The sequence below is a fragment of the Streptomyces griseoflavus genome (genome assembly GCF_014649995.1).
Classification (GTDB): domain Bacteria; phylum Actinomycetota; class Actinomycetes; order Streptomycetales; family Streptomycetaceae; genus Streptomyces; species Streptomyces griseoflavus.
Genome location: NZ_BMUC01000001.1, coordinates 1258789 through 1276512 on the forward strand (window position 1 = coordinate 1258789; position 17724 = coordinate 1276512).

A 17724-nucleotide genomic window follows, 5' to 3' on the forward strand; every position below is an offset into this window, starting at 1 on the left:
GGCCCTATCCTGCCCCCTCGCCGCCGAACAGGGCGAGGGCGGTGTTCACCAGCCCGATGTGGCTGAACGCCTGCGGGAAGTTCCCCAGCTGCCGCTCGCCCACCGGGTCGTACTCCTCCGCCAGCAGCCCCACGTCGTTGGCGAGCCCCAGCAGCCGTTCGAACAGCTCGCGCGCCTCCTTCGTCCGGCCGGTCATGTGCAGGGCGTCCGCCAGCCAGAACGAGCACACCAGGAAGGTGCCCTCCTGGCCGGGCAGCCCGTCGACGGCCGTGGCGTCCGGGGTGTAGCGGCGCACGAACCCGTCCTGTCCCAGCTCGGCGCGGACCGCCTCGATGGTGCCGAGCACCCGCGGGTCGTCGGGCGGCAGGAAGCCCACCCGGGGGATCAGCAGCAGGGCCGCGTCGAGTTCGCGCGAGCCGTAGGACTGCGTGAACGTGTTCCGCTCCGGGTCGTACCCCTTCTCGCACACCTCCCGGTGCACCTCGTCGCGCAGCTCCCGCCAGCCCTCCAGGTCCCCTTCGAGGTCCGGGTCCTCCTCCATGGCGCGCACCGCGCGGTCGGCGGCCACCCACACCATCACCTTGGAGTGGACGAAGTGGCGCCGGCCGCCGCGCACCTCCCACAGCCCCTCGTCCGGCTGCCTCCAGGCCGTGCGCAGGAACTCCAGCAGCACCGACTGCAGGGCCCACACGTCCGGCTGCGCCGACAGTCCCGAACGCCGCGCCAGCGCCAGGGAGTCGACGACCTCCCCGTACACGTCCAGCTGGAGCTGGTTCACGGCGTCGTTGCCGATGCGTACCGGTGTGGCGCCGTCGAACCCGCGCAGCCACGGCAGTTCGAACTCCGGCAGCCGCCGCTCACCCGCCAGCCCGTACATGATCTGCAGGTCCGCCGGGTCACCGGCGACCGCGCGGAGCAGCCAGTTGCGCCAGGCCTCCGCCTCCTCCTGGTACCCGGCGGCCAGCAGCGCGTTCAGCGTCAGCGTGGAGTCGCGCAGCCAGCAGAAGCGGTAGTCCCAGTTGCGCACCCCGCCCGGCTCCTCCGGCAGCGAGGTGGTGGGCGCGGCGACGACACCGCCGGTGGGCCGGTAGGTGAGCGCCTTGAGCGTGATCAGCGACCGGACGACCGCGTCCCGGTGCGGGCCGTCGTACCGGCAGTGGGCCGCCCAGGCCCGCCAGTCGTGCACGCTGTGCCGCAGCGAGGAGTACGGGTCGACCAGCGCGGGCCGCGGCTCGTGGGAGGGGTGCCAGGTCAGCACGAACGCGACCCGCTCGCCCTCCTTCACGGTGAACTCCGAGTGGGTGCCCAGGTCCTCGCCCCAGGTGGGCACCTCCGGCACGCTGCGCAGCCACGCCGAGTCCGGTCCCGCCACCGCCACCCGGTGGCCGTCCTCCCTGCGCACCCAGGGCACGACCGAGCCGTAGTCGAAGCGCAGCCGGAGCGTGCTGCGCACGGTCACCTCGCCCCGGACGCCCTGCACGATCCGCACCAGGTCGGGCGCGCGGTGGCGTTGCGGCATCAGGTCGGTGACCAGCACCGTCCCTTCGGGGGTCTCCCACTCGGTGTCCAGGACGAGGGTGTCCTCGCGGTAGGAGCGGCGGGTGCACCGGTCGGCGCCGGCCGGCGCGATTCGCCAGTGCCCGTTGTTCTCGTCCCCGAGCAGCCGGGCGAAGCAGGCCGCCGAGTCGAAGCGGGGCAGGCAGAGCCAGTCGACCGAGCCGTCCGCGCCCACCAGGGCAGCGGTCTGTTCGTCGCCGATGAGCGCGTAGTCCTCGATACGTTGCACAGGGGTGCGGGTTCCCGGCCTTCGGGTGCCGCAATCAGGGCCCGGACCGGGGGAGTGACGGGCCGTCGGCCGCCGCCGCGCCGTCGCCGGAGAAGACCGTCCCGTCATCCGACGGGGCGTGGTCGAGCACCCACAGGCCGATCAGTGTGGCCAGTGCGAAGACCACCGCGACGAGCACGGTGAGGACGAGCCGCCGCCGGCGTTCCCGGCGCGGCCACGTGCCGCGCGCCGTGCGGTAGGCGTCGGGGTCGGGCGAGACCCCGCCGGCCAGGGCCAGGAGCGCGTCGCGCAGTTCCCGCTCGGTGCGCTCCGCGCCCGGCGGCGGGGGTCGTCCGTCCCGGTCGTGGCCCGTGCGGTCCGGTCCGGTGCCACGCGACCCGGTCGCATCTCGACGCGTCATCGCCGGGCCTCCATCGCCTGGGTCAGCGCGGCGATCCCGCGCCAGGTGTGCGTCTTGACGGAGCCACGGGAGATGCCCATCGCGGCGGCGATCTCGCTCTCCTTCAGCCCGAGCCAGTGCCGCAGCACCAGCGCCTCGCGCTGCCGGGCCGGGAGCCGCTGGAGGGCGTCGACGAGCACCCGCTGGTCGTCGTGGAGCAGCGCGGTGTTCTCCGCGGAGGTCACCGTCTCGTCGGCGGGGGCCGGCGGCTCGTGCCGGCGGGCGACCTGAAGGTGGCGGATCCGCTGCCGGGTCAGGTGGCAGACCGTGGAGCGCAGCCGGGCCTCCGCCGCCACGTCCTTCAGCCGCCGCCACTTGCGGTAGATCCGGTAGTACGCCTCGGCCACCACGTTCTCCGGGTCGTCCGCGCCGAGCAGCACGGCGAGCCGGAGCATCGAGGAGTAGTGCAGCTCGAAGAGGCGGGCGACACCGGCCTCCCGTTCCAGGTCCGCCGGGGCGGTGGCGGCGGGCCCGGGCGGCGCGGCCGGGGCCGCGGCGGTGGGCGGGGGCGCCGCGGGGGCGGCGGGGGCCGGCGGCGGGGCCGTCCGGACCGGTGGATGCTCTCCGCGTCTCACCTGGGGTGCGCTCCCGTCCGCGGACGCCGCCCGCCCAGCAGGCGGGACGGCAGGTCGGTGGCGTCGGCGCCGCGCGGGACGCCGAGCCGGGCGAGGACCGCGGTGCCGGCCACCGCGACGGTCAGGTTGAGCAGCAGGGCCGCGACGCCCGCGCAGATCTCCAGTGGTCCGGCGCCGGCGCCGAGCGGCACGATCGAGGAGAACCCCTCGCGCACCACCAGGTACGTCCCGGCCGCCATGCCCGCGGCCCAGCCGGCCGGCCCAGCCCGCGGGTGCGGCCACCGCGTGTACGGGCCGACCGCCACCGCCGGGAAGATCTGCAGGATCCACACCCCGCCCAGCAGCACCGTGTACGGCACCGCGAAGAAGGCGGGCGCGCCGTTGCCGTACGCCGGACCCGGTACGGCGGTGAAGGTGTACGCGGTGTGGACCGTCCCGCCGAGCAGCAGCCAGGTCCAGCCGGCGCCGAGACCGCGGACGGCGAGCGCCCAGCCCTCCAGCGAGGGCAGCCGGTCGCTCGGCCTCAGCCGCCGCGCGGTGACGGCGAGCAGCGACGCCCCGCCGATCACGGCGAGGAACGCCGCGGTCATGGCGCCGTCGGCCATGCTTCACCGCCCCCGTCCCAGGTGGCTTCGTCCGCTACGCCGCGTCACTCTCGCACAGAGCGTCCGCGAACGGGGAGGGGAGCGCGGGTCACCGCCCGCGGTGGTGGGGGCCGGCCACGGCGCGCGGTGTGTCAGACCGCGGCCGGTTCGGCCGCCTCGGCGTCCGCCTTCCGCGCTCCCGCCGTCCGGTCCCGGACCTCGCGGCGCACCAGCACCACCCAGCCGACCGGCACGGCCGCCGCGAACAGCCACCACTGGATCGCGTACGCGTAGTTCAGTGCCGCGTTCTCGTTGCCGGGGTCGCCGAGGGACTGCGGGGTGCCGTCCTTCGGCTCGGGCGCCGTCAGCGCCACGTAGCCGCCGAGCACCCGGGCGTCGAGCCGCTCGGCCTCCAGCTCGCTGTTGATCAGCATGATCTGCCGGTCGGGGAGGCCCTCGAGGTTCTTGATGCCGCTCGCCTCGGTCGTCTCGTCGGGCATGAGCCGGCCCCTGATGGTGATCTGGCCGCGCGGCGGCGCGGGGACCTCGGGGAACGCGGTCTGGCTCGGGCCGTCCGCGGGGATCCAGCCCCGGTTGACGAGCAGCACCCCGCCGCTGTCGAGGACGAACGGGGTGAGGACGTGGAAGCCGACCTCGTCGTCGGCGTTGGTGCGGCGGCGGACGACGACCTCGTCATCCGTGTCGAAGTGCCCCTCGGCGGTCACGGTGCGGTACCGCTCGGCGCGCGTCACGGCGTGCCCCGGGGACGCCAGCCGCTCCACGGGCACCGGATCGGCGGCCAGCGCGTCGGCGACCAGCTGGTTCCGGGCGGCGCGCTCGTCGTGGCGGTCCATCTGCCAGGTGCCCAGCCAGATCATCGTGGGGATGAGGAGCAGGCCGACCAGGGTGATGATCACCCATTGGCGGGACAACAGAAAGCGGTACACCCCACGACCGTACAACTCGGCCGCGGGGTGCATTCAGGCGGGTACGTCCTTTCAGACCCGGTCGACGATCCCCGCCCTTCCCTCCGCGCGGGCGCAGTGGGCGCCGCAGTACCAGTGCCCCTCGGCCTCGACGCCCTGGCCGATGATCTGCACCCGGCAGTGCTCGCAGATCGGGGCCATGCGGTGGATCGCGCAGGAGAAGCAGTCGAAGACGTGCACCGCGCCCTGCGCGTGCACCTCGAAGGTCATTCCGTAGCTGTTGCCGCAGACTTCGCATGTCGCCATGGGGCACAGGGTGAGCCGTCGGCCCGGCGCGCGGCGAGCGGGCGGCAGGCGAGTCGCCCGCCAATCACCCGTCCGCAGGGTCGGCCGCGTACTCCGCTCAGCCCTCCGAGGCGGGTTCGACGTCCCCGAGCAGCTGTCCGAACGCCGCCTCGTCGACCACCGGGGTGCCGTACTGCCGGGCCTTGACCACCTTGGACGTGCCCGAGTCCGGGTCGTTGGTGACCAGGAGGCTGGTCAGCCGGGACAGGCTGGTCGCGACGTGCAGGCCGGCCTCGGTCGCGCGGTCCTCCAGCAGGTCCCGCTCGGTCGAGGTGTCCCCGGAGAACGCCACCCGCATGCCCTGCTTGAGTCGTTTGCCCGGTTCGTACCGGCCCGGGTTCGGGTGGGGGCAGGCGGGCCGCTTGCGGGACGGACGCCAACTGGCGGGCCGATGGCCGCCGGGGCCCGCCTGCTGTCCGATGCGGGGCCGGTCCGTCCACTCGGTCAGCGGCAGGCACTCGTGCAGCGGCAGCCGTACGCCGCCCGCCGCCGCGGCCCGCAGACTGGGCCGGAACGCCTCCGCGAGCACGCGCGCGTCGTCCAGCGCGTGGTGCGCCCGCTGCTGGACGACGCCGAAGTGCGCGGCCAGCGACTCCAGTTTGTGGTTGGGCAGCGGGAGTCGCAGCTCCTTGGAGAGGGCGATGGTGCACAGCCGCTGCTTCACCGGTGCCTCGCCGCGTGCGCGGGCGTACTCCCGGGCGATCATCTGCCAGTCGAAGACGGCGTTGTGCGCGACCAGCACCCGGCCCTCCAGCCGGGACGCGAACTCCGCGGCGATGTCCTGGAAGAGGGGCGCCCCCTCGAGCGCCTCGCTCGTCAGGCCGTGGATCCACACCGGGCCCGGGTCCCGCTCGGGGTTGACCACCGTGTACCAGTGGTCCTCGACCTCGCCGCGCGCGTCCAGCCGGTAGACGGCCGCGGAGATGATGCGGTCGTCCCGGGCCAGCCCCGTGGTCTCCACGTCGACGACCGCGTATCCCCGCGGATACGCGGCCGGCCACACGGTGGGGGAGAGGGCTGCGGCGGTGAGGTCTTCGAGCATGGTTCACGAGGATACGGGCCCCCACCGACACTGCGGTCCGTCAGGTGCCCTGTACGGGCCGCCCGTTCGAATACCGGACATCTCCGGACGCTCCCCGGGAAACCGGATGCGCCGCCGGGGCCGCGGTCACCAGCGGATCGGCACCGGAAGCGCCGTCAGTAGTCCCGACACCGCGACCACCAGGGCGAGCGCGTACACCTCCGCCCGCGCGGGGGAACTCGCGCTGAGCGGGTCGGCCGCGCGGGCCAGCCGGATCCGCGCCCACAGCGCCAGGGCGGCGACGCCGGCCATGAGGACCACCTTGGCGAGCAATACCCGCCCGTACGCGGTGTCCGTCAACTGCTCGAGGATGGTCTCCGGCGGCATCCGGCGCAGCGAACTGCCCACCCCGGTCGCGGTGAGCGCGGCGAGCAGTACGGCCGCCCAGCGCGCGTAGCGTCCCAGCAGCGCGGCGCCCGCCCGGTCCCGTTTCCAGAGCCTCATGGTGCGCAGCGCGTACAGCAGGCCGCCCACCCAGAGCGACGCGCAGGTCAGGTGGACCAGTGTCAGCCCGGAGCCGATCAGCGGGCTGTACTCGGTCGTCGGGTGCGCGCGCAGCGCCTCCGCGACGATGATCGCGGCCAGGGGCCACACCTGGGTCCCGGGGCGGGCGGAGGCGGCGCACAGCGCCGCCGCGAGGAAGCCGTTGACCTCCAGCAGGGCGAGCCTGCCGTCCCGGGAGCCGTAGAGACCGCCGACGTCGATGTCGGCGAGGCCGGAGGGGATCAGGTTGCCGGTGGCCACGACGGAGGCGAGACCGAGGGCGGCCGCGAGGCCGACGCAGTTCGCCGGGGTGGACCAGCCGCGGGGCAGCCCGCGCGGAGCGCCGGGCACGGAGCGGACCAGCCGTGTGACGAACAGCTCGCCGACGGGTATCGCCAGCGCGGCGAACAGCACCGTGCGCAGCAGGGCGATGCCGCCGGTGCCGGGAGCCTCGTCCTCCCCGGTGCCGTGCAGTGCCGGGGACGGGCCGAGGAGGGGTATCAGCGCGCCCAGCGCCACCAGCACGATGACGGCGGTGGCCCGCCCGGCACCGGGGCGCCGCGCGCCCCTGTGTGCACCGGTCACCCCGGACCTGGGTTTCATCAAAGTCACCCCAGGATCTTCACAAGATCACAAGACCAGGGCAAGTGGCGGGCGAAATGCGCACCTTGTCCCTCCGGTCCGCGCGCCCCGGCGCACCGGGGCGCGCGGACGGACGCGCCGTGCCCGCCGGTCAGGCCCAGCGTGCCGGGTCGGAACCCCAACTGCCCGGCGGACGGGCCCAGTCGCGGGGGCCGTCGGCGAACTCCACCGGGGGCAGGACGTAGCGCAGTCCGCCCAGCGGACTGTCCGTCTCCGCCAGCCACGGGCCGGGCGGCACCTCGGCGGCCCCGGGTACCCCCGGTACGTCGGCACGTCCCGTCCCTCCCTCCAGCAGCCACGCCGCCGTCCGCGCCAGGGCCACCCGTACGAGCCTGCTGCCGCCCTCGTCCGTCCGGTCGGTGAGCGCCCGCAGCACCCCGGCCGCCAGCAGGTACCCCGAGCCGTGGTCGAGCGCCTGCGCCGGCAGCGCGCCCGGCCGTCCCTGCGTCCCCTCGACGGCCGCGATCCCCGTGGCCACCTGCACCAGACTGTCGAAACCCCGCCGGCCGTCCCACGGCCCGTACGCGCCCCACGCCGACAGCTGCGCCACCACCACCCCCGGCCGCCGCCGGGCCAGCGCCCGCGGGGTCAGCCCGAACCGGTCCAGGGCGCCCGGACGGTATCCGGTGACCACCACGTCCGCCGCCGCGAGCAACTCCTCGAAGGTGCCCCGGTCCGCCTCCAGGTCCAGCCGCGCCGACCGCTTCCCGAAGCCGGTGTCGGCGTGCTGGTCGGGGAGTTCGGGCAGCCAGGGCGGGTCCACGCGCAGCACGTCCGCGCCGAGCAGGGCGAGCGTGCGGGTGGCGACCGGGCCCGCGACGACCCGGGTGAGGTCCAGCACCCGCAGCCCTGCGGCGGGCAGCAGCGGATGCCGCCCCACCGGGGGCAGCACCCGCGCCGGGGACGCGTCCAGGCGCGCGAACTCCACCAGGGGGCGGGACCGCAGCGCCGCGGCCTGCTCGTGCTCCGCCCACTCCCCGGGCGTGCGCAGCGCGACGGCCAGACCCCCCGCCGCGTACACCGTCTCCTCGACCTCACGCGCGGAGCGCTCCGCGAGCGCCGCCGCCAGCGCCCCGGGGCCCGGCTCCGGGTCCTGCGCCAGACCCAGCGCGGCGATCAGCCGGGCCCGGTGATGGGGATAGTTGGCGTGGGTGCGCACCCACCCGTCCGCCGTCCGCCAGAACCGCGACAGCGGGGCGAAGTTCTCCGGGGCGCGCCCGCCCACCAGCAGGTGACGCTCGCTGACGAACGCCGTCGCCACCGCCCCGTCGTCCACCCGCACCCGCGGCACCCCGCCACCGCCCGCGCGCCGCGCCCCGAGCTCGGCGGCGGCCAGCGCGCACGCGCCCACACAGGCACGCGCCGCTTCCCGTACGGGCAGACGCGCCGGCAGCGCCCCGGGCCGTTCGACGGCGGACACGCGGGAGAGGAGAGCGGGATCGCCGCCCAGGGCGGACCAGACGAACGCGGTATCGATCATGACGGAAGTGTGCGGCATCGGCTCCGGCGCGACGAGGGGCCCGGCAGACGGCCGAGGGGCCGGGCGCATCCGCCCGGCCCCTCGCCGTCACACCTCCCGCCGGACTACCGCGTCACCGCGTCCAGCGCGTCGGCCATGCCCCAGCCGTAGAAACCGTTGCGGTTCTTCGGACCCTCGCACACCGCGTCGACCTTGCCGTCGCCGTTGATGTCGTACGGGTCCGTGCACGCCGTGGCGTCGGCCTGCGCGTACAGCAGGGCCTTCACCATCGCCGGCGGAGCGTACGGATGCGTCGACTTGATCAGCGCGGCGACACCCGCGACGTGCGGGGACGCCATCGACGTACCCGCCATGTAACCCCACCGGCCGCCGGGCAGCGTGCCCAGGATGAGGCCGCTGGTGGCGGGCGGGGCCGGGGTCTGATAGGCCGTCGAGTCGCCGCCGGGCGCGGCGATGTCGATGACACCCCGCCCGTAGTTGGAGAACGACGACTTCAGACCCTTGGCGCCGGTCGACGCCACCGTCACGACACCCGGCAGCTGCGTCGGGATGTCGAGGCACTCGGAGGGGTCGATCACCCGCTCCGAGGGGGTGCCGTCGTTCGGCGAGACCGGGTCGGTGATCTCGTCGGCCGCGAGGTCGTAGTTCTCGTTGCCGGCCGCCGCCACGTTGACCGCGCCCTTGCGCTCCGCGTACCGCGTGGCCCGGGTGACGGCCTCGAGGAGCGCCTTCTGGTCCGGGTCGTCCGCGCAGTTGAAGTACCAGGGGTCGGTGTAATAGCTGTTGTTGGTGACGTCGACCCCGTGCTCGGCCGCCCACATGAAGCCGCACACCACGGCCTCGGTGTAGAAGTAGCCGTCCGGGTTCGACACCTTGATGCCGGAGACCTTCACACCGGGCGCCACACCGGTCATGCCGACGCCGTTCTTGGCGGCGGCGATCTCACCGGCGACGTGCGTGCCGTGCGGGCTCTCCTGCGCGCCCGGACGCCAGGCGCCCTCGCTCGTGTCCGGCTTGCCCGTCACGCAGTTGACCGACGCGGCCCGGTCGAAGTTCGGCGCGATGTCCGGGTGGGTGTCGTCCACACCGGTGTCGATGACCGCGACGGTGACCTTCGGGCTGCCCAGCGACTTCTCGTGCGCCTTGTCCGCCTTGATGGCGGGCAGGTCCCACTGCAGGCCCTGGAGCGGGTCCTCGCCGGCCGCGGCCTCCGCCTGCGCCTCGGCCACCTCGGAGGCGCTGAGCACCTTCGGGGTGACCGTGTCCTGGGTGGCCGCCGACGGCAGCGGCGCGTTGCGGGTGGCACCGGCCGACTCCACGCCGCGCACCGACCGGATGGTCTTCGCGAAATCGGCGTTCGAGGAGTGGACGACGACGACGCCGATCTTCTCGTACGTCGCCACGATCGTGCCGCCGGCCCGGGTGATCGCCTTCTTCACGTGCGCCGGCGCGCCGTGCCCGCCCCGGACGTTGACCACGTAGCTGAGCGGGGTCGCGTCGGCGGCGGACGCGGCCGGCCGGTCCTGCGCCGGGGCGGCGGTGGCCGCGGTACCGGGCAGCAGCGCGAGCGCGGTCGCCATGGCCATCCCGGCCGGGACGACGAGCGCCCGGCGGTGGCGCGGATGAGACGCTGTCATGAAGTCTCCAGTTCGTTCACTGTTGCGGGCGGACGGGACGCGCCGGGGCGCGCGCTCACTTGACGGCGCGCAGCGCGTCGACGATGCCGAAGCCGTAGAAACCGTTGACCCGGTCGCCGCCCTCGCATGTCGCGTCCTGCACGCCGTCACCGTCCTGGTCGTACGACTCCGGGCAGCCCGGGTTGTTCGCCTGGGCCTTCAGCAGCGCCTGCAGCGCGGCCGGAGAGGCCCACGGGTGCTTGGACTTCAGCAGCGCGGCGACACCGGCCGCGTGCGGCGAGGCCATCGACGTGCCCTGGAGGAAGGCGTACTGGCCGTTCGGCATGGTGGACAGGATGCGGCCGTCCTTCGACGGCGTGTCCGGCAGCTGGTAACGGCGGTCGCCGCCCGGCGCGGCGACGTCCACGACACGGTGGCCGTACGTGGAGTAGTACGACTTGAGGTTCTGCACGCCCGTCGCGCTGACCGTCACCACGCCCGGCAGCTGCGTCGGCAGGTCGTAGCACTCGCTCGGGTCGATGGTGCGCTCGACCGGCGTGGTGTCGTTCGGGCTGGACGCGTCGTCGATGGCGTCCGAGGCCAGGTCGTGGTTGGAGTTGCCGGCCGACGCGAGGTGCAGGGTGCCCTTCTTCTGCGCGTACAGCTGGGCCCGGTTGACCGCGTCGACGATCGCCCTCTGGTCCGGGTCGTCCATGCAGTTGTACAGCCACGGGTCCACGTAGTAGCTGTTGTTGGTGATCTCCACACCGTGGTCGGCGGCGAACACGAACGCGCAGACGACGTTCTCCGGGTAGAACAGGCCGTTGTCCGGGTCGCTGACCTTGATGCCGGCCACCTTCACGCCGGGCGCGACACCGGCGACACCGATGCCGTTGCGGGCGGCGGCGATCTCACCGGCCACGTGGGTGCCGTGGTAGTCGTCGTCCGTGTAGGGCCGCCAGGCGCCCTCGCTGGTGTCCGCCTTGCCGCCCACGCAGTTGGCCGACTGGGAGGCGGAGAAGTTCGGCGCCAGGTCCGGGTGGGTGTCGTCGACGCCGGTGTCGATCACGGCGACGGTCACCTTGCTGCTGCCGGGGTTTATCTTCGCGGCCTTGTCGGCACCGATCGCCCGCAGGTCCCACTGGTCGGCCTCGAGCGGCTCGCTGCCGGGGGTCTTCGCGGAGGCGGCCGTCGTCCGCGCGGCCTCGGCGGCCGTCACGTAGTCGGCGGCGCCGACGTCCGTGGTCCCGGCGGGGGCCAGCGGCGCGGTACGGGTGGCACCGGCCGACTGCACGCCGCGCGCCTTGCGGATCTCCTTGCCGAAGTCCGGGTTCGCCGAGTGCACGACGATCACGCCGATCTTCTCGTACGTGACCACGACGGTCCCGCCGGCGGCGGCGATCGCCCGCTTCACCGAGGCGATCGTGTGGCGGTCCGCCTTGGTGTTGACGACGTACGCCAGGGCGGGCGCGTCCGTCGCCTGCTCGGCCGACACCGCCTGCGGGGCCGCCGAGGCCGCCGCCGGCAGGAAGCCGAGCGAGGCGGTCAGCGACAGCACGACGGGCACGGCGAGGGCGAGCCGGCGTCTGGAACGCAGATGAGCCATGGGATCTCCACAACATCCGAAAACGAAACCGGCCCGGAACACGGGTGGTGATCGGGCAGGTACATGACGGGGTGGTGCAGGGTGAAGTTATCCCGCGCGCTCGCTGGCCAGCAATCATTTGCGGGACACGGCTTCGCAAAACGGCCCGGGGAAAAGAAGTGCCGAGCAGTTGAACCGCCCCTCGCGTGGCGCCGTGCCCTTGGGCAGGAAGCGCGAGGACACTCGCCTTCCGTCCCCGCCCGAACAACCCACCGCGAGGAGACTCCGTGGCCGCCGAAGCACCGCCCCCCTCGACAGAACAACACAAACTCCCCTCACCCGAGGAGTTCACCGAGGTGCAGGAGAGCGCTGAGTTCGGTGAACTGCGCCGCTCCCACCGCTCCTTCGCCTTCCCGCTGACCATCGCCTTCATCGTCTGGTACCTGCTCTACGTGCTGCTCTCCAACTACGCGGGCGGCTTCATGGGCAACAAGCTGTTCGGCAACATCAACGTCGCCTTCGTCTTCGGCGTACTGCAGTTCGTCACCACCTTCCTCATCGCCTGGTGGTACTCCCGGCACGCCGCGGCCAAGCTCGACCCCAAGGCCGAGGCCATCAAGACCCGTATGGAGGGCGGCGCATGAGCCCCGCGATCACCCATGTCACCCTCGCCGCGAACGAGGCGAGCGAACACCGCGCGCTGATCATCACCCTGTTCGCGCTGTTCGTCGTGGCGACCCTCGGCATCACCGTCTGGGCGGGCCGGCAGACCAAGGACGCCGCCGACTTCTACGCGGGCGGACGGCAGTTCAGCGCCTTCCAGAACGGACTCGCCGTCTCCGGCGACTACATGTCCGCCGCTTCCTTCCTCGGCATCGCGGGCGCCATCGCCCTCTTCGGCTACGACGGCTTCCTGTACTCCATCGGCTTCCTGGTCGCCTGGCTGGTCGCGCTCCTCCTGGTCGCCGAACCGCTGCGCAACTCCGGCCGCTACACGATGGGCGACGTCCTCGCCTACCGCATGCGCCAGCGCCCGGTGCGCACCGCCGCCGGAACCTCCACCATCGTCGTGTCGATCTTCTACCTGCTGGCCCAGATGGCCGGCGCGGGCGTCCTCGTCTCGCTGCTGCTCGGCATCACCTCCGACGCGGGCAAGATCCTCATCGTCGCCCTCGTCGGCGTCCTGATGATCGTGTACGTCTCCATCGGCGGCATGAAGGGCACCACCTGGGTCCAGATGGTCAAGGCCGTGCTGCTCATCGGCGGCACGCTCCTCATCACCTTCCTGGTGCTGCTGAAGTTCAACTTCAACATCTCCGACCTGCTGGGCAGCGCCGCCGCGAACAGCGGCAAGGGCGACGCCTTCCTCGAGCCCGGCCTCCAGTACGGCGCCGACGGCACCACCAAGCTGGACTTCATCTCCCTCGGCATCGCCCTGGTGCTCGGCACCGCCGGCCTGCCGCACATCCTGATCCGCTTCTACACGGTGCCCAACGCCAAGGCCGCCCGTAAGTCCGTGAACTGGGCCATCGGCATCATCGGCGGCTTCTACCTGATGACCATCGCCCTCGGCTTCGGCGCCGCCGCGCTGATCTCCCAGGACGAGATCATCGCCTCCAACCCGTCCGGCAACACGGCGGCCCCGCTGCTCGCCCTGCACCTGGGCGGCATCGACTCGGCCTGGGGCGCGATCCTGCTCGCCACGATCTCGGCGGTCGCCTTCGCGACGATCCTCGCGGTGGTCGCGGGGCTCACCCTCGCCTCGTCGTCCTCCTTCGCGCACGACATCTACGCCAACGTCATCCGCAAGGGGAAGGCGACCGAGAAGGAGGAGATGCGGGCGGCCCGCTGGGCGACCGTCCTCATCGGCATCGTCTCCATCGCGCTCGGCGCCCTCGCCCGCGACCTGAACGTGGCCGGCCTGGTCGCCCTGGCCTTCGCGGTCGCCGCGTCCGCCAACCTGCCGACCATCCTCTACAGCCTGTTCTGGAAGCGGTTCACCACCCAGGGCGCCCTGTGGTCGATCTACGGCGGCCTCATCGTCGCCGTCGGCCTGGTGCTGTTCTCGCCGGTCGTCTCCGGCGACCCCAAGGCGATGTTCCCGGACGTCGACTTCGCCTGGTTCCCGCTGAAGAACCCCGGCATCATCTCCATCCCGTTCGGCTTCCTGATGGGCTGGCTCGGCACCGTCCTGTCCAAGGAGGAGCCGGACGCCAAGAAGTACGCGGAGCTGGAGGTCCGGTCCCTCACCGGCACCGGCGCCCACTGAGGAATCACCCTTCGCGCGGCGGCCGCGTCGCGGGCCCGGACGGGCCCCGCGACGCGGCCGCCGCGCGTCCGGTCCCCTCGGGTCGCTGTGGTTGTCGGCGGTGTCACGTAGGCTCGCAGTAGCGGGACGGGAGTGATACGCGTCGAGGGAGGGGGCCCTACATGCTCATCGACACCTACGGCCGAGTGGCCACCGACCTGAGGGTCTCGCTGACCGACCGGTGCAACCTGCGCTGCACCTACTGCATGCCCGAGGAGGGCCTGCAGTGGCTGGCCAAGCCGGACCTGCTCACCGACGACGAGATCGTCCGCCTCATCGACGTCGCCGTCACCGCGCTGGGCATCGAGGAGGTCCGCTTCACCGGCGGCGAGCCGCTCCTGCGGCCCGGCCTGGTCGGCATCGTCGAGCGCGTCGCCGCCCTGGAACCCCGCCCGCAGATGTCCCTCACCACCAACGGCATCGGCCTGCGGCGCACCGCGGACGCCCTGAAGGCGGCGGGCCTGGACCGGGTCAACGTCTCCCTCGACACGCTCCGGCCCGACGTCTTCAAGACCCTCACCCGGCGCGACCGCCACAAGGACGTCCTGGACGGCCTGTACGCGGCCCGCGAGGCCGGCCTGACCCCCGTGAAGGTCAACTCGGTCCTGATGCCGGGACTCAACGACGACGAGGCGCCCGACCTCCTCGCCTGGGCCGTGGAACACGACTACGAGCTGCGCTTCATCGAGCAGATGCCCCTGGACGCCCAGCACGGCTGGAAGCGCGACGGAATGATCACCGCCGGGGACATCCTCGCCTCGCTGCGCACCCGCTTCGAACTGACCCCGGAGGGTGAGCAGGCGCGCGGCTCCGCACCGGCCGAGCGCTGGCTGGTCGACGGCGGACCGCACCGCGTCGGCGTCATCGCCTCCGTCACCCGCCCGTTCTGCGCCGCCTGCGACCGCACCCGGCTCACCGCCGACGGCCAGGTGCGCACCTGCCTCTTCGCGACCGAGGAGACCGATCTGAGGGCCGCGCTGCGCTCCGGCGCCGGCGACGAGGAGATCGCCCGCATCTGGAAGCGCGCCATGTGGGGCAAGAAGGCCGGCGCGGGCCTGGACGACCCGTCCTTCGTCCAGCCGGACCGGCCGATGTCCGCGATCGGGGGCTGACCGTCCGTCGCGGAGGGGTCTGCCTCAGACCCCCCGCGCCTCCCACTCCTCGAACCGGACGACGTCCTTCAGGAATCCCCGGACCCCGAGGAACTGCGACAGGTGCTCCCGATGCTCCTCGCAGGCGAGCCACGTCTTCCGCCGCTCGGGCGTGTGCACCTTGGGGTTGTTCCAGGCGAGCACCCACACGGCGGCGGCACGGCAGCTCTTGGCGGAACAGATCGGCGTCTCGGGATCAGGGACCATCACACGCCGACCCTAACCCGGAGGGAAAAGGCGACGCCGAGCAGCCACGGGGGGAGCTGCCCGGCGTCGGTCCGTCGCTCCGACGGGGGATGCGGAGCGCGTACGAAGTATGTCACGGGTCACCCCGCCCCCGGCACCGGAAGCACATGATTGATCTGAGGTTTTCTTGAGCTTGGCGGGTAAGTGTCTTCCGCTCGCCGCCCTCTCCCGTCACACCACGATCTTCAGGACCGCTCGGTCCGCTCCGATCGTTCGCCCGGCACCGGCCCCGACGTCACATCTTCCGCATCGGGTTCCGCCGCACCGTCATTCGTCCGCGACGGCGCGATCATCGGTTTCATCGGCGTCGTCACGAAGGTCGACGGCAGTGACGGCGCGTTCTCGCGCCCGGCGTTGGCGATCACCACCGCGACGTACGGAAGGACCGCGCCGAGCACCAGCGCCACGATCGCGACATGCCGCTCCACGTTCCACAGCGTCGCCGCGAGGATGACCGAGATCGTGCGGACCGCCATCGAGATCACGTACCGGCGCTGGCGGGCGCGCACATCCTCCTGCAGGCCCGTCCGCGCGCCGGTGATCCGGAACACCTCGACGCCGCCGCCATGCTGCTTCCGCATCACATTCCACCATCCGCCCGCAGAGGACTCTCCCCGCCCTGACCGTCCCGTGCCCCGGTCGGGGAACGCGGGCCCGGACAGGTCCACGGTACGCCGCCCCCGTCCGGGCCACGAGCCCGGGTCGGGTGCCCGCCCCGGCCGCACGGGCTGCGCCGGAGCACGTACGGGCCGCCCGACATGCGGCGTACCGCCTCTCGGCCGAGACTGGTCAGCAATGCTCGCGTCACGCCGTACGAGGAGGCATCCAATGGGCTGGTTGTGGGCGATCATCGTCGGTTTCGTGCTCGGTCTGATCGCCAAGGCGGTGATCCCCGGCAAGCAGCACCTCCCGCTCTGGCTGGCCACCGTCTGCGGCATGGTCGGCGCCGTCGCGGGCAACGCCCTGGCCCGGGGCTTCGGCGTGGAGGCGACGAGTGGCATCGACTGGAGCCGGCACATCTTCCAGCTGATCGCGGCGATCGTGATCGTCTTCTTCGTGGACATGCTCTACACCACGATGAAGCGCAACAGGGAGCGGAGCGAGCGGGCCTGACCCCGCCCCGTACGACGTCGAGGGGCGGCCCCCGGCGCACGCCGGGAACCGCCCCTCGCGAGCCCCGGGCTCAGCCGGCCTTGACCTCCACCGCCGCCAGGTTCTTCTTGCCCCGGCGCAGCACCAGCCAGCGTCCGTGCAGCAGGTCCTCGGTGGCGGGAACGGCGTCCTCCGCGGTGACCTTGACGTTGTTCACGTAGGCACCGCCCTCCTTCACCGTGCGCCGCGCGGCCGACTTGCTCGGCACCAGACCCACCTCGGCGAACAGGTCGACCACCGCCGAGAGCTCGGCCACCTCGACGTGCGGCACCTCGGAGAGCGCCGCCGCCAGCGTACGGTCGTCCAGCTCACCCAGCTCGCCCTGCCCGAACAGGGCCTTCGACGCGGCGATCACGGCGGCGGTCTGGTCGGCGCCGTGCACCAGCGTCGTCAGCTCCTCCGCCAGCGCGCGCTGCGCGGCCCGGGCCTGCGGACGCTCCCGCGTCTGCTCCTCCAGCTCCTCCAGCTCCTCACGGGACCGGAAGGACAGGATCCGCAGGTAACCCGAGATGTCCCGGTCGTCCGTGTTCAGCCAGAACTGGTAGAACGCGTACGGCGTCGTCATCTCCGGGTCGAGCCAGACGGCACCGCTCTCGGTCTTGCCGAACTTGGTGCCGTCCGCCTTCGTCATCAGCGGCGTGGCGTAGGCGTGGACGGCGGCCTCCGGCTCCAGCCGGTGGATGAGGTCCAGGCCGGCTGTGAGGTTGCCCCACTGGTCGCTGCCGCCCTGCTGCATCGTGCAGCCGTGGCGCCGGTACAGCTGGAGGAAGTCCATCGCCTGCAGCAGCTGGTAGCTGAACTCCGTGTAGCTGATGCCCTCGGAGGACTCCAGACGCCGGGCGACCGACTCCTTCGTCAGCATCTTGTTGACGCGGAAGTGCTTGCCGATGTCCCGCAGGAACTCGATCGCGGAGAGGTTCTGCGTCCAGTCGAGGTTGTTGACCATCGTGGCCGCGTTCTCGCCCTCGAAGGCCAGGAAGGGCTCGATCTGGCCGCGCAGCCGCTCGACCCAGCCCGCGACGGTCTCCGGCGGGTTCAGCGTGCGCTCGGCGGTCGGACGCGGGTCACCGATCTGGCCCGTGGCCCCGCCGACCAGCGCCAGCGGCCGGTGACCGGCCTGCTGGAGCCGGCGCAGCGTGAGGACCTGCACCAGATGCCCCACGTGCAGCGACGGAGCCGTCGGGTCGAAACCGCAATAGAACGTGACGGGACCGTCCGCGAGCGCCTTGCGCAAAGCGTCCTCGTCGGTGGACTGGGCGAACAGCCCGCGCCACTTCAGCTCGTCGACGATGTCCGTCACGGTTCTCGTGTCTCCTCGGTGGTCC

The 17724-nt window shown here is 72.7% G+C and carries 18 protein-coding genes; 4 read left to right on the plus strand and 14 right to left on the minus strand.

The genetic code is table 11. The features are described from left to right. Window positions 1–4 precede the first annotated feature (4 nt). The 11 genes from IE172_RS05575 to IE172_RS05625 all read right to left on the minus strand — a co-directional run bounded on the left by IE172_RS05575 (window position 5) and on the right by IE172_RS05625 (window position 11563). A complete protein-coding gene (locus IE172_RS05575; protein ID WP_190095919.1) occupies window positions 5–1786 on the minus strand; it encodes a glycoside hydrolase family 15 protein in 1782 nt (593 codons plus the stop codon). Between the two features lie 34 nt (window positions 1787–1820). After that, the gene (locus tag IE172_RS05580; RefSeq protein WP_190095920.1) at window positions 1821–2186 is read right to left on the minus strand and encodes a hypothetical protein; all 366 of its coding nucleotides are present in this window, start codon (window positions 2184–2186) and stop codon (window positions 1821–1823) included. Then, window positions 2183–2800: a sigma-70 family RNA polymerase sigma factor gene (locus IE172_RS05585; RefSeq protein ID WP_190095921.1), complete on the minus strand. Its 618-nt coding sequence runs from the start codon at window positions 2798–2800 to the stop codon at window positions 2183–2185. Before IE172_RS05585 ends, IE172_RS05580 begins: the two co-directional genes overlap by 4 nt. After that, window positions 2797–3405, minus strand: coding sequence for an SLC5/6 family protein (locus IE172_RS05590; RefSeq protein WP_190095922.1), 609 nt, complete (start codon window positions 3403–3405; stop codon window positions 2797–2799). The genes IE172_RS05585 and IE172_RS05590 overlap by 4 nt, the downstream gene beginning before the upstream one ends. Before the next feature lie 131 nt (window positions 3406–3536). After that, window positions 3537–4331 (minus strand): SURF1 family cytochrome oxidase biogenesis protein, encoded by a 795-nt coding sequence (locus tag IE172_RS05595; RefSeq protein ID WP_190095923.1) that lies wholly within the window; start codon window positions 4329–4331, stop codon window positions 3537–3539. Window positions 4332–4382: 51 nt separating this feature from the next. Next, on the minus strand, window positions 4383–4616 hold the full coding sequence (locus IE172_RS05600) for a metallothionein (RefSeq protein WP_145870071.1): 234 nt from the start codon (window positions 4614–4616) through the stop codon (window positions 4383–4385). 97 nt (window positions 4617–4713) lie between these two features. After that, a complete protein-coding gene (locus IE172_RS05605) occupies window positions 4714–5697 on the minus strand; it encodes a DEDDh family exonuclease (RefSeq protein WP_190095924.1) in 984 nt (327 codons plus the stop codon). Between the two features lie 126 nt (window positions 5698–5823). Next, entirely contained in the window at window positions 5824–6822 is a 999-nt protein-coding gene (locus IE172_RS05610; protein WP_190095925.1) for a CopD family protein, read from the minus strand. A 130-nt stretch (window positions 6823–6952) separates the two neighbouring features. Further along, entirely contained in the window at window positions 6953–8341 is a 1389-nt protein-coding gene (locus IE172_RS05615) for a CoA transferase (RefSeq protein ID WP_190095926.1), read from the minus strand. Window positions 8342–8445: 104 nt separating this feature from the next. After that, entirely contained in the window at window positions 8446–9978 is a 1533-nt protein-coding gene (locus IE172_RS05620; RefSeq protein ID WP_190095927.1) for a S8 family serine peptidase, read from the minus strand. Between the two features lie 55 nt (window positions 9979–10033). Then, window positions 10034–11563, minus strand: a complete 1530-nt coding sequence (locus IE172_RS05625) for a S8 family peptidase (RefSeq protein ID WP_190095928.1) — start codon at window positions 11561–11563, stop codon at window positions 10034–10036. A gap of 266 nt (window positions 11564–11829) precedes the next feature. Between IE172_RS05625 and IE172_RS05630 the strand changes: the two genes are divergently transcribed. The 3 genes from IE172_RS05630 to moaA all read left to right on the plus strand — a co-directional run bounded on the left by IE172_RS05630 (window position 11830) and on the right by moaA (window position 14962). Beyond that, window positions 11830–12186: a DUF485 domain-containing protein gene (locus IE172_RS05630; protein ID WP_190095929.1), complete on the plus strand. Its 357-nt coding sequence runs from the start codon at window positions 11830–11832 to the stop codon at window positions 12184–12186. Continuing rightward, entirely contained in the window at window positions 12183–13811 is a 1629-nt protein-coding gene (locus IE172_RS05635; RefSeq protein WP_190095930.1) for a monocarboxylic acid transporter, read from the plus strand. The genes IE172_RS05630 and IE172_RS05635 overlap by 4 nt, the downstream gene beginning before the upstream one ends. A gap of 161 nt (window positions 13812–13972) precedes the next feature. After that, the gene (moaA, locus tag IE172_RS05640; RefSeq protein WP_190095931.1) at window positions 13973–14962 is read left to right on the plus strand and encodes a GTP 3',8-cyclase MoaA; all 990 of its coding nucleotides are present in this window, start codon (window positions 13973–13975) and stop codon (window positions 14960–14962) included. 24 nt (window positions 14963–14986) lie between these two features. Here the strand turns inward: moaA and IE172_RS05645 are convergent, their stop codons facing one another. Together IE172_RS05645 and IE172_RS05650 are read right to left on the minus strand one after the other, a co-directional pair. Next, window positions 14987–15208: a hypothetical protein gene (locus IE172_RS05645; protein WP_190096022.1), complete on the minus strand. Its 222-nt coding sequence runs from the start codon at window positions 15206–15208 to the stop codon at window positions 14987–14989. Between the two features lie 224 nt (window positions 15209–15432). Beyond that, window positions 15433–15828 (minus strand): DUF3099 domain-containing protein, encoded by a 396-nt coding sequence (locus tag IE172_RS05650; protein WP_190095932.1) that lies wholly within the window; start codon window positions 15826–15828, stop codon window positions 15433–15435. Between the two features lie 247 nt (window positions 15829–16075). On the opposite strand from IE172_RS05650, the gene IE172_RS05655 reads away from it, so the two are divergent. Beyond that, window positions 16076–16360 (plus strand): GlsB/YeaQ/YmgE family stress response membrane protein, encoded by a 285-nt coding sequence (locus IE172_RS05655; RefSeq protein WP_190095933.1) that lies wholly within the window; start codon window positions 16076–16078, stop codon window positions 16358–16360. A 70-nt stretch (window positions 16361–16430) separates the two neighbouring features. On the opposite strand, the gene tyrS is transcribed toward IE172_RS05655, so the two are convergent. Further along, window positions 16431–17699 (minus strand): tyrosine--tRNA ligase, encoded by a 1269-nt coding sequence (gene tyrS, locus IE172_RS05660; protein ID WP_190095934.1) that lies wholly within the window; start codon window positions 17697–17699, stop codon window positions 16431–16433. Between the last annotated feature and the right edge of the window lie 25 nt (window positions 17700–17724).